This is a genomic window from Levilactobacillus suantsaii, from assembly GCF_004115745.1.
Taxonomy (GTDB): Bacteria; Bacillota; Bacilli; order Lactobacillales; family Lactobacillaceae; genus Levilactobacillus; species Levilactobacillus suantsaii.
In genome coordinates, this window is sequence record NZ_QXIL01000003.1 from 165,813 (window position 1) to 176,701 (window position 10,889).

12 protein-coding genes are annotated in these 10,889 nt (G+C 52.4%); 5 read left to right on the plus strand and 7 right to left on the minus strand.

Going from position 1 to position 10,889, the window contains the following annotated elements; translation table 11 throughout:
* Positions 1-44: 44 nt before the first annotated feature.
* Both DXH47_RS02845 and rnz read right to left on the minus strand, forming a co-directional pair.
* Positions 45-449, minus strand: coding sequence for a LapA family protein (locus DXH47_RS02845; protein WP_129031571.1), 405 nt, complete (start codon positions 447-449; stop codon positions 45-47).
* Positions 446-1,396, minus strand: a complete 951-nt coding sequence (gene rnz / locus DXH47_RS02850; protein WP_129031572.1) for a ribonuclease Z — start codon at positions 1,394-1,396, stop codon at positions 446-448. The genes DXH47_RS02845 and rnz overlap by 4 nt, the downstream gene beginning before the upstream one ends.
* A 163-nt stretch (positions 1,397-1,559) precedes the next feature.
* Here rnz and DXH47_RS02855 point away from each other — a divergent pair, with 163 nt between their 5' ends.
* Together DXH47_RS02855 and DXH47_RS02860 are read left to right on the plus strand one after the other, a co-directional pair.
* Positions 1,560-1,832 carry a hypothetical protein gene (locus DXH47_RS02855; RefSeq protein WP_129031573.1) on the plus strand — a complete coding sequence of 91 codons (273 nt, stop codon included), beginning with the start codon at positions 1,560-1,562 and terminating at the stop codon, positions 1,830-1,832.
* A 15-nt stretch (positions 1,833-1,847) separates the two neighbouring features.
* Positions 1,848-2,606 (plus strand): hypothetical protein, encoded by a 759-nt coding sequence (locus DXH47_RS02860; RefSeq protein ID WP_129031574.1) that lies wholly within the window; start codon positions 1,848-1,850, stop codon positions 2,604-2,606.
* A gap of 110 nt (positions 2,607-2,716) precedes the next feature.
* On the opposite strand, the gene DXH47_RS02865 is transcribed toward DXH47_RS02860, so the two are convergent.
* The gene (locus DXH47_RS02865) at positions 2,717-4,204 is read right to left on the minus strand and encodes an amidase (protein WP_129031575.1); all 1,488 of its coding nucleotides are present in this window, start codon (positions 4,202-4,204) and stop codon (positions 2,717-2,719) included.
* Between the two features lie 196 nt (positions 4,205-4,400).
* Here DXH47_RS02865 and DXH47_RS02870 point away from each other — a divergent pair, with 196 nt between their 5' ends.
* Both DXH47_RS02870 and DXH47_RS02875 read left to right on the plus strand, forming a co-directional pair.
* Complete coding sequence (locus tag DXH47_RS02870; protein ID WP_129031576.1) at positions 4,401-5,279, plus strand: transporter substrate-binding domain-containing protein; 879 nt, start codon at positions 4,401-4,403, stop codon at positions 5,277-5,279.
* 18 nt (positions 5,280-5,297) lie between these two features.
* Complete coding sequence (locus DXH47_RS02875) at positions 5,298-5,993, plus strand: amino acid ABC transporter permease (RefSeq protein WP_129031577.1); 696 nt, start codon at positions 5,298-5,300, stop codon at positions 5,991-5,993.
* A gap of 67 nt (positions 5,994-6,060) precedes the next feature.
* On the opposite strand, the gene obgE is transcribed toward DXH47_RS02875, so the two are convergent.
* Together obgE and uvrC are read right to left on the minus strand one after the other, a co-directional pair.
* On the minus strand, positions 6,061-7,353 hold the full coding sequence (gene obgE, locus DXH47_RS02880) for a GTPase ObgE (RefSeq protein ID WP_129031578.1): 1,293 nt from the start codon (positions 7,351-7,353) through the stop codon (positions 6,061-6,063).
* Positions 7,354-7,437: 84 nt separating this feature from the next.
* Positions 7,438-9,258, minus strand: coding sequence for an excinuclease ABC subunit UvrC (gene uvrC / locus DXH47_RS02885; RefSeq protein ID WP_129031579.1), 1,821 nt, complete (start codon positions 9,256-9,258; stop codon positions 7,438-7,440).
* A 148-nt stretch (positions 9,259-9,406) separates the two neighbouring features.
* On the opposite strand from uvrC, the gene DXH47_RS02890 reads away from it, so the two are divergent.
* Entirely contained in the window at positions 9,407-9,589 is a 183-nt protein-coding gene (locus DXH47_RS02890) for an SPJ_0845 family protein (RefSeq protein WP_129031580.1), read from the plus strand.
* A gap of 118 nt (positions 9,590-9,707) precedes the next feature.
* On the opposite strand, the gene DXH47_RS02895 is transcribed toward DXH47_RS02890, so the two are convergent.
* Entirely contained in the window at positions 9,708-10,007 is a 300-nt protein-coding gene (locus DXH47_RS02895) for a nucleoside triphosphate pyrophosphohydrolase family protein (RefSeq protein ID WP_129031581.1), read from the minus strand.
* Positions 10,008-10,009: 2 nt separating this feature from the next.
* On the minus strand, positions 10,010-10,603 hold the full coding sequence (yihA, locus tag DXH47_RS02900) for a ribosome biogenesis GTP-binding protein YihA/YsxC (protein WP_129031582.1): 594 nt from the start codon (positions 10,601-10,603) through the stop codon (positions 10,010-10,012).
* Positions 10,604-10,889: the final 286 nt, after the last annotated feature.

Below are 10,889 nucleotides of genomic sequence, written 5' to 3' on the forward strand. Positions count from 1 at the left end.
ACAGGGGCCTGGGACACTTCTTCCCAGACCCGTTAAATTCTTGTTTATTTTTGTGGTGCTTGTTTCGTTGCGGCCAACTGGGTTTGCAAGTCCTTGACTTGAGCTTGCAATGCATGGATCTCTTGATCCTGTTGGCCCGCAGCCTGCTTACCGGTATTTTTGACCCGTTTTTGCAGGCGTTCGTTCTCGTCAGTCAACGATTGGATACGTTCATCGCTACTCTGCTTAAGTTCCTTATAAGCGTGATTATGCCGAAACGCGGTGATCGTCGAAAAAAGAATCATCAGAACGGCCCCAATCAAGATTGAGACCAATAGTAATAAAATCAGCGGCCAATGGACCGTCGCAAACCCAAACGAAACGGGAACCGATTCCACGTTTAAAATCGCAAATACCGCCACAACAATGACCAGTAAAATGGTCGCAATGATCCGCCACTGATTCTTCATACTCTGGAAGCCTCCGTCTTTTTATGAAATGCTACCGGAAATTCATCAAAATCTTTAACGACCCGCGTGTTTTTAAACACGTCGCGGGCTTGATGCTGGAGTTCAGCCGCCATCTTCCCCGTGTACCGCGCGGAAATATGGTTAAGGAGCAACAGTTTCACGTGCGCGCGCTTGGCTAATTCGGCCGCTTGGATGTTGGTCGAATGGTAGTACGCGTGCGCTAACTTGCCCTCACCCTTGGCAAAGGTACTTTCGTGTACCAGCACATCGGCGTCTTGGGCCAATTTCTCTGCGTTCGGCGTTTGCCGCGTATCACCTAAAATGGCCACGACCCGACCCGGTTGCGCGGGTCCTAAGTAATCTTGACCGTTGATGATCCGGCCGTCGGGCAACGTCACGGTCTTCCCCGCTTTAAGCTGGCCGTAAAGCGGGCCGGACGGAATTTGGTCAGCCTGTAACCGGGCGACCATCAGTTCACCAGGATGGTCCTTTTCGACGATTCGATACCCGTAACACGTAATCCGGTGATCGAGATACCGGGCAAAGACCTGAAACTTGTCGTCTTCGAACACTAAGCCTTCACCGGTCAGTTCCTGGTAGTGCAACTTGTAAGCCAGCTTGGTCCCAGTGACCCGCAGACTGACCTCAACGAAGTCCCGAATCCCCTTGGGACCGTAAATCGTCAACGGGGAGTTGCCACCCTGAAACGACCGACTACTGAGCAGCCCCGGCAAACCAAAGATGTGATCGCCGTGCAGGTGGGTAATAAAAATTTTATCGATTTTGCGGGGCTTTAAGGTCGTGCGCAAGATTTGATGTTGCGTGGCCTCCCCAACGTCAAACAACCAGACCGAATTACGTTCGTCCAATAACCGCAACGCCGTACTGGTTACGTTCCGAAACTTCCCGGGTGACCCAGCACCCGTGCCTAAAAATTCAATTTCCATATTTTTTTCGTTCCTATCTAATCGTTTTAAAGTCCGCTCACTATTTTAGGGGATTTCGGCGCAAATCGCAACTTTTGTCTTTTCAACCAGGCCAGGAATATGATTAGGGTTCCCCCACAAAATTCGGTATACTTGAGGAGATTACGGAGGAGGAACGACCCACATGCGCTTAATTGATTTTGACCGGTCGACCATCGACTTAGATCCGCGATTACGCCTCTTTATCGAGGGTCCCACTAATCAGCCAGTCGCCGATTTACAAGTTGCCGACCACCGCCTTTACCTTTTGGTCGGCACGGGGCGAGCCCTCACCTTAGACCAATTCCGGGCCCGGACCCGCCAAATCGTACCGACGACGAGTCTCTTTCTCCCGGGACCGCCACCGCAACGGCTCTACGGTTACCGTTTGATTCCCCAATCATTATTATTGGGGTGAAAGGGAGGACGCATCATGCGTCGCTATTCAGCACTACTCGTTTTGGGTCTTAGCCTCTTAACCATCGGGTTGACCGGCTGCCAGCAGAGTTCTCAATCGACCCAAACTAACTTTAAAAAAGCGAGTGAGTCGAGCGAATCCTACCACGCGGCCCAACCCGCTAAATCCACGACTAAGGCAGCATCCTCATCGCAACATTTCGCCCAGGATTTCCACCCTACGTCAGCGCAAACCGAGCGCCACGGCTACGTTAAATCCGGCAACCTGACAAAACGCGGGCAATACACCTACGACCGGGTGGGAACCAAGCAGACCTTAAAGCAAGTCGACCATCCCCAAACGACCCTGAAGAGTGGTGGTTTCACTTATAAATTGACCACCGTGCGGGTGCTGAAAAACGTGGCCCAGACCGCTGATGCCAAGAAAATGGCCGCCCAAGCGCTCAATCTGACCACGCTCAAGAGTCCGTATTACACCCTGCAAGTTAAGTTTACCATCACCAACCACCGGCACCAAGCGTTAACCACCGACGGAATCCAGGCCATTCGGTTAGGCCCCGACCAGGAACTCAACGCCACCAATCAACTCAGTGACGCCAGTGCCGGGCAGACTATCCCCGGAAACGGGCATCTAAACACCTTTGCGACGGGGTTGGCTAGTCAGCAACAAGCCCCGATCATCAAAAAGATCAAGATTGCCTTTGCTGGCGCCTACTCGGCCAAACAAAAACAAGTCATCAAACCTAGCCGTTGGTTAACCATAGCTGTCAACTAAATCGGTCAACCCCCCCAGATAACCTAAGGGGTCGCCCCAGCACGGTACTGCGCTGAGACGACTCCTTAGGTTATTTTTAGCTGAATATCACACATGAAAGCGTTCACCCATTAGGCGAATTTTGTCGGGTGCAAGAACTTAAACCGATCGGCCCGTTCGAACAAGGCCCCGAGTTGGAGTAAAACGGCTTCTTGTCCCTTCGCCGCGTTGAATTGAATCCCCAACGGCAAGCCAGTTGCTGTGATGGCGGTCGGTAAACTAATCGCCGGTTCCCCCGTTAAGTTCGCTAGCTGGGTGAACGGTGACCAGGTCAGCGCCGGCAACCACTGGTCGTATATCAATTGCTTCTGCGCGGCCGGTTTGAGTTCGGTAATGGTCGCCATCTTAGCGGCATCACTAGCAGAAACCAATGAATCCCCTACTTTCGGAGCCGCCCAGGCCGTCGTGGGCGTCAAAATAATCGGATAACGGGCGTGGAGTTGGGCCATCTGCCAGGCGGCCTGGTCCCATTTACTCAGTGCTTGACTGTATTCGGCGGCCGTGGTCTGCCGGCCAGTCTGGTAGAGTGCCCAGGTCAACAGCTCCATGTCGTCTGGCGTCAGTTTCCGCTGTAAAGACGCGGCCAAGTCGCTCATAAAGGCGGCCGTCTCGCCAGCGTTCATGGTGTAATAGCTTTCCATCAAGACGACGCCATCGACAGGCGAGTGAATTTCTTCGACTGGCCAGCCTTGGGCCGTCAAGAATTGCGCAGCATCGCGGACCGCGGCCACGGCATCGGGACTGACCGGCGTTCCCACGGGCGACTCGGTGGTAAAGCCAATCGGCTGGGGGGTTAGCGGTGCCGTTAACTGGGCTTGAAATCCGGGTTGGACCAACGGGGCTTGGAACACGGCCGCTGGTTGTAGGGTCTGCAAGCTATCCAGTAAAGCGGCCGTATCGGCAATCGAGCGAGTCAGGGCAAAATCAATCGCGGCCCCCTGCCAGGAACGCCAATCGCTGGGGCCCACAGGTACGCGTCCCCGAGTCGGTTTCAAGCCAATGGTCCCGGACCATGACGACGGGATCCGAATCGATCCACCACCATCGCTACCGGCCGCAAGCGGCACTAACCCGGCCGCCACACTGGCGCCAGCACCCCCAGATGAGCCACCTGGTTGGTAGTCTAAGTTCCACGGATTATGGGCCGGCCCATACAACTGGGCGTCAGTGATGTTTTTAAACCCAAATTCGGGAAAGTTCGTTTGGCCAATGATGATGAATCCCGCGGCTTGTAAGGCCTGGACAAAAAAGTTGGTCTGCGTCGCCACGTTGTGCGCCAATAATTTGGAGCCACTGGTACTCGACTCCCCCTTGAGCTGTTGACCCAACCCTTTAAGCAACAACGGGACTCCCAAAAAAGGCTGCCCCGTATCGCGTTGGGCCGCCGCTTCGGCAAAGGCACGCTTACGACGCGTGGTAATTACCGCGTTTAGCTCCGGGTTCTGCCGGTCGATTTCGGCATACGCTGCCGTCAACAGTTCCTCGCTTGTCACGTCACCTTGCCGAATGCGCTGAGCCCAGGTCAACGCCGGCGTCCCAATCCAATCTTTGACTGTCATAAAAATGGCCTCCATTTTGTCACCGTAAACTGACCGCGGCTTAGTGTCGCACCTTCGAGCTTGAGGCAGTTTTCACGTGATTTGGTTTTTTATGTAAGTTATTTGCATAGATTAACCATAGCTGGTTGTAAAAGCGTTTTCAACCCCGTATACTGAAAAAGTCTTAAATTTTTACATCGAAAGGACTGAAAATTTGATGAATAAGACAGGAAAATGGTTGGTTTTAGGGTTAGGTTTAGGCATCGTGTTGAGTACGGGACTCGTTGGTTGCGGGAAATCGTCAGCACAAAGCACCAATGCCAAGGTTGCGAACAAGAAAACCTTGATTGTCGCCACTTCGGGGACTTTATACCCCACGTCGTTCCACGATCCCAAGACCAAGAAGCTTACGGGCTTTGACATCGAGGTGGTCCGCGACGTCGCTAAGGGGCTACATAAGAAGGTCGAATTCAAGGAACTCAACGTCGACGGCCAATTGACAGCGGTCAAGACTGGTAAGGCCGACATGGCGGCTAACGACTTTGGCCTATCCAAGGCACGGAAAAAGGATTACACACTCTCGACGACTTATAAGCACTCGTTCAACAGTATCTTGGTCCGCAATAGCGATGATTCCGGTATTCATAGTTGGGCCGACTTGAAGGGTAAGAAATCAGCCGGTGAAGCCGGGACGGGATACCAACGGCTCGCCCAACAGCTGGGCGCTAAACTGGTCAACTACGATAACGTCTCCAACGATGTCTACTTGAAGGACGTCAAAAAAGGGAAGACCGACTTCATCATGAATGACTACTACCTGCAAAAACTGGCGTTGTCCGCCGTCAAAGATAATGGCTTGCACATCGTCAAAAACATGTACTTCACCACCAGCGACGATAGCGGTGGCGTGGGTATCCTAATGAAGAAGAGCAACACCAAGCTCAAACATGAGATTGATCAACAGATTCAAAAGTTATTGAAAGATGGGACCATCAAGAAATTATCCGAAAAATACTACGGTGCGGACGTCACGAAACAGCCGTCAGTCCACATTGACAAGAACTTTACCATCAAGTCCCAGTACAAGGGCCAATAAGCCTAAGGGGGTCGATTTATGTTACATTATTTTTCGATTCCGGGGTTCTTTAACGCGCCTTTAGCTTGGGAATCAATCCCGCAGATCCTCCACGGGTTGCCGATGTCAATCTACCTGACGGCGATTTCCTTTGTGGGATCACTCATTTTAGGATTGTTTTTGACCCTGGCGCAATTGAGCCATTGGCGCCTGCTCCACTGGCTTTCCCGGGCCTACATCTCGTTTATGCGCGGGGTCCCGATATTGGTCGTCCTGTTCATTATCTACTTTGGCTTTGGGGCCAACGCCCTGCCCGCGGCGATTCTGTCGTTTACACTGGTCTCGGCGGCCTTCGTGTCGGAAGTCTTCCGGTCCGCCTTTATGGGCATCGACCACGGCCAGTACGAAGCGGCCTATTCGTTGGGGTTATCCTACCGCAAGGTGATTCACTACATCATCTTACCCCAGGCCTTTCGGATTGGCCTACCTGCGTTGGGCAACATTTTACTCGACATGTTCAAAAACACCTCGTTGGCCGCCATGATCACGGTCTCCGAGATGTTTATGGACGCAAAGATCGTTGCCGGAGCCAATCAGGACTACATGACCATTTACATCACGATTGCCATTTTATATTGGCTCTGTTGCGTCGTGTTGACGGCGGGGCAAAACTGGCTAGAACGCGCCTTCGATTACCAACGCCGCGCTGACCGCGCCCTTCGTCACCAAAGTTAACCTACGCCAAAAAGCACGCCGACCACAAGGGTTGACGTGCTTTTTGGTGTTTTACTGCTACTTTGAGTTACGCTAAATATTCAAAACTAAAGTCGTCGATTTGAACGGTGTCGCCATTCTTGGCGCCTTTATCCCGCAACGCGGCATCGACTCCCATCCCCCGCATTTGCCGAGCAAAACGCAAGAGACTTTCGTCGTGGGTCACGTCGGTCATGCCAAATAACTTCTCCAACTTGTCGCCACTCAAAATCCAAGTGCCATCCGGATCGCGTGTGATCGTAAAGGCCGGCTTTTCCTTGAAGTCGTACTCGGCCGTTTTGACGGTCGCGTCCTTGACCGGGAACTGTGGCGTTTTTGCCAACACTTCCGCGGTCCGTTGCAATAACGGCGTCAACCCATCGTGGGTGATAGTCGAAATGGCAAAGACTTCCGGCGCTTGGGCCAGCAACTTATCCTGAGTTAACTGTTCCTTGAAGTGCGCTAAATTGTCGGCTGCATCTGGCATATCCATCTTGTTGGCCACCACGATTTGGGGCCGCTTCAAGATATCGGGATCGTAAGTCTTGAGTTCCTGGTTGATTTTTTCGAAATCGTCGTAGGGGTCGCGGCCTTCCACGCCACTCATGTCGATGACGTGTAAGATGACCCGTGTCCGTTCGACGTGCCGTAAGAACTGAAAGCCCAGGCCAACCCCTTTGGCGGCTCCTTCGATCAGACCGGGGAGATCCGCCATCACGAAGTCTTGCCCGTCAGCCAACCGGACCATCCCCAAATTCGGGACTAGCGTCGTAAAGTGATACTCCGCAATCTTTGGTTTGGCACTCGTGACCGTGGCCAGCAGAGTGGACTTCCCGACAGACGGGAAACCAACCAAGCCGACATCGGCTAAAACCTTGAGTTCGAGCCGCACTTCGAGTTCCTCGCCGGGTTCACCGTTTTCCGCGATTTCCGGCGCCGGATTCTTGGGCGACGCAAAGTGGATATTGCCCCGACCCCCACGGCCACCATGGGCCACGATAACGGAGTCGCCACTGTGGACTAAATCGCCCACGACGGCGCCGGTCTCGTTATTGATGACGGTGGTACCTTCAGGAACCTGCACGATTAAATCGTCGGCCCCGCGACCAGTCATCGACTTGATGGCCCCGTTGCCCCCGTTTTTGGCCTTGAATTTCCGTTGGTAACGAAAGTCCATCAACGTCCGCAAGCCTTCATCGACCTCAAAGACGACGTTACCGCCCCAGCCACCATCGCCGCCGGCAGGACCGCCATTCGGAACGAATTTTTCTCGCCGGAAGGCAACCATTCCGTTGCCTCCGTTTCCGGCCTTGATATTAATTTTAACTTGATCTACAAACATATTATTTTCCTCATTTTCTTAGGGAGTTCCAGTGACAACGACGTCAACCTCGCTAGGCTAGTATACCGACAAACCCGCGAGTCGTCAAAGTTGACTGGGCGTGTGCGGGCTGGTGATTTCGGTGGACTCTTCGGCTTTCAGTGTGACTAAGATGGTCTGTGCCACGGTCTGGTTGATGCCCAAGGCCTGTAAATCGGCCACGTCCGCCTCACCAATCTTCTTGGTCGAGCCAAAGTGACGTAACAGCTTGTTGCGCGTCTTGGGACCGACGCCCGGAATCGTTTCGAGTTTTGAGCTCAGCGAGTGCTTGGTGTGGACCTGCCGGTGGAAGGTAATCGCAAACCGGTGGACCTCGTCTTGAATTCGCTGGACCAAATAGAAGCCCTGGCTCTTGGGGTCTAGGTGCACGTGTTGGTCGGCGGGCCCAAACAACAGGTCCGCGGTCTTATGGTGGGTATTCTTGACCATCCCAGCAACCGGGATATGCAGGTCTAACTCATCCTCTAAGACCTCCTTGACCGCGTTCATCTGGATGTCGCCCCCATCCATCAAGATAAGGTACGGCATCGGCTTGTGTTCCTTCAGTAACCGCGTGTAGCGCCGCCGAATGACTTCAATGGTGCTAGAGGTTTCGTCCGCGTGGTCCACGGTCCGTAATTTATACTTCCGGTATAACTTTTTGTTGGGTTGGCCATCCACGAAGACGACCATGGCGGAGACCAAATCGGCCCCCTGAATGTGCGAATGGTCAAAGGCCTCAATCTTGTGTCCTGGTGCGATGCCCAACGCATCGGTAATCTCCTTCATCGCACCGGTCGTTTTACTCTCATCGAGTTCCAACAAGCGGAACTTTTCTTCGAGGACTAACCGGGCATTCTTGCCCGCCATTTCGAGCAAATCACGCTTAGTGCCCCGTTGGGGGGTACGGACCGGCACGTGCAGTAAGGCTTCGATCAACTTACCGTCTAGGCTGGCCGGAACCAAAATCTCCCGGGGCAAGACCGTGTTCTTCCGTTGGTAGAACTGGACGATAAAACTAGCCAATTCTTCTTCAGCCGTACTGACCACCGGAAAGAGCCGCTTTTCGCGTTTCATCAACCGCGCTTGCCGGATGAAGAAGATTTGAATCGATAACCAGCCCTTATTCAGGTAAAAGTTGAAAATGTCGCGGGGCGTGTGGTCATGGGAAATGATCTTTTGCTTTTCAACGGTGGCTTCAATGTAGCGAATCTGGTCGCGTAAATCAGCCGCCCGTTCGTAGGCCATATCGGCCGCCGCGGCGTTCATCCGCCGCTTAAGGTCCGCTTCTGCATGGCCCACGTTACCATTCAAGAAGGATTTGATCTTCTTGATTTGCCGGTCATAATCAGCTTCAGGGACCTCTTTGAAGCATGCGCCTAAGCACTGCCCCATGTGGTAGTACAGACACGGCCGGCCTTGATAGCCCGTACACCGACGCAACGGGTAAACCTTTTGTAAAAAGTGGATGGTTTCTTCGGCCGCGTAAACGTTCGGGTACGGCCCAAAGTAAAAACCACCATCCTTTTTGATTTCACTGACCAGCAACAATTGCGGGTCGCGTTCATGGGTAATTTTAATGTAGGGGTACCCCGTCCCCCGCTTTAATTTGATGTTAAAGTACGGTTGATGCTTCTGAATGAGGGTGATTTCGAGTAAAAAGGCTTCCTTATCGGTCGACGTGATGATAGTCTCAAAATCCACGATTTCGCTGACTAACTGGGCCGTTTTGCCCGTATGACTACTCTTAAAGTACGACCGGACCCGGTTCTTCAAATTTTTGGCCTTACCGACGTAAATGATTTGGCTATTTACGTTTTTCATCAGGTAACACCCCGGCTCGCCCGGGAGCAAAGCTAGTTTATGTTCCAGGTATTCCGACGCCACAGTCATCCCTCCATTTCTTAATTTAGCCAATAAATTATAAAGCGAATCCCCGTTCGGCGCAAGCAATCCACCCCCGTCATCAAGCTGTAAAATGACAAATGGCTCCAGTTCTGCTATGATAGCTAAAAAGAAGTTAGGAGGTGGCGGCATGGCACTGAAAGCAAAACGCCAAGATGATTTGGACTCCATGTTCGGTAAGTTTGCCCAAATGGACCCGAAAGACGAGAAGCGGGACAAATTTCTGAAACGCCAAGATGCCCACAAGGATAACAAGCGGGCTAAAGGCCTCACGAAAACCGACCAAGAAAAGATCGACCGGGCCAACCACTAAGTTGGACCGAACATGACCAATAACGAAGGGCCTGAGAAGTTGTCTCAGGCCCTTTTTTCGTCTGTCACCCACCAGGAAACCTCAGTCACGCCTAACTGGCTTGTAGCCGCGTTACGCCCTATTTTTCGGGTTGGTAACCGTTGGGGTACCGGGCGTTCAACCGGTCGATATTACTCTGAGCAACTTCATCAAAATCAATGTCCGCCCATTCAGCAATCTGACTCAAGTACCACAAAACGTCGCCCATTTCTTTGACGATGGCGTCGTGGTCTAAATCCTTCCCATGGAAGGTGTACTTCTTGACCAATTCCACGACCTGACCAGACTCACCAGCCAAGCCTAACGCACAGTTCGTTAAGACCTGTTCGTTGCCATATAACGTTCGGTTCGCTGCTTTTTGATACTCACTAAATTCCACGGTTATTCCTCCCCAAAAGCTTGTTGTTCAATCCACTGCCAAACGGCATCTTTCCCTAATTTCTGTGGTGCTGAAAAGAGAACGATATTGTCCGTCGTCGGCAAGGCCAGCGTCTTTTTAATTTGACTGATGGTTTGATTCCACTTACCACGGGCCACCTTATCACTCTTGGTCGCCACAATCAGCGTTGGCAAGTCGTAGTACGCCAACCACTGATACATCTGTACGTCGGCGGCGGTCGGTGCGTGTCGGGCGTCAATCAACGACACGACCCCTTTTAACTGCTCACGCTGGGTCAAGTAGGTCTCAATCATCGTGCCCCACTTTTCCCGCTCCGTCTTCGACACCTTCGCGTATCCGTAACCCGGGACGTCCACAAAGTAGAGCTGGTCCTCCACGTTATAGAAGTTCAACGTCTGCGTCTTACCCGGTTGGCTCGACGTGCGCGCGTACGAGCGGCGATTGATCAAAACATTGGTCAATGACGACTTCCCCACGTTTGACCGCCCGACCAAGGCGATTTCTGGGTAGCCCGTCGTGGGATACTGACTGGGTTGTACCGCGCTCATGACTAGTTCCACGTGATTAACTTCCATGATTTTGTGCCATCCTCTCCAAAATTATCTTTCATCATTCTAACACACAACGTCGCCGAGCACCGCCCCGTTTTCTGCTGGTCGCTATCTTCAGGTGGCGTTAGTCCCGTCGACACGGGGGTTATCCCTGTCAAAAAGATTCGCCAGTCGGTGCAGCCAGCGCGCCACTGGGGGACGAATTTACAATTGAAGTGCAACAAGTAAGAAAATAAAAATAGACTCCTAGCCTGAGTCCTGTAGAATGAAGTCACCATAACAATCATCTAAAGGAGTTCTTAGGCTATGA

Excerpts from the sequence above, each read along its gene's own strand:
- DXH47_RS02845 (WP_129031571.1), bottom strand. The coding sequence starts at position 449 with ATGAAGAATCAGTGGCGGATCATTGCGACCATTTTACTGGTCATTGTT.
- rnz (WP_129031572.1), bottom strand. The coding sequence starts at position 1,396 with ATGGAAATTGAATTTTTAGGCACGGGTGCTGGGTCACCCGGGAAGTTT.
- DXH47_RS02855 (WP_129031573.1), top strand. The coding sequence starts at position 1,560 with ATGCGCTTAATTGATTTTGACCGGTCGACCATCGACTTAGATCCGCGA.
- DXH47_RS02860 (WP_129031574.1), top strand. The coding sequence starts at position 1,848 with ATGCGTCGCTATTCAGCACTACTCGTTTTGGGTCTTAGCCTCTTAACC.
- DXH47_RS02865 (WP_129031575.1), bottom strand. The coding sequence starts at position 4,204 with ATGACAGTCAAAGATTGGATTGGGACGCCGGCGTTGACCTGGGCTCAG.
- DXH47_RS02870 (WP_129031576.1), top strand. The coding sequence starts at position 4,401 with ATGAATAAGACAGGAAAATGGTTGGTTTTAGGGTTAGGTTTAGGCATC.
- DXH47_RS02875 (WP_129031577.1), top strand. The coding sequence starts at position 5,298 with ATGTTACATTATTTTTCGATTCCGGGGTTCTTTAACGCGCCTTTAGCT.
- obgE (WP_129031578.1), bottom strand. The coding sequence starts at position 7,353 with ATGTTTGTAGATCAAGTTAAAATTAATATCAAGGCCGGAAACGGAGGC.
- DXH47_RS02890 (WP_129031580.1), top strand. The coding sequence starts at position 9,407 with ATGGCACTGAAAGCAAAACGCCAAGATGATTTGGACTCCATGTTCGGT.
- yihA (WP_129031582.1), bottom strand. The coding sequence starts at position 10,603 with ATGGAAGTTAATCACGTGGAACTAGTCATGAGCGCGGTACAACCCAGT.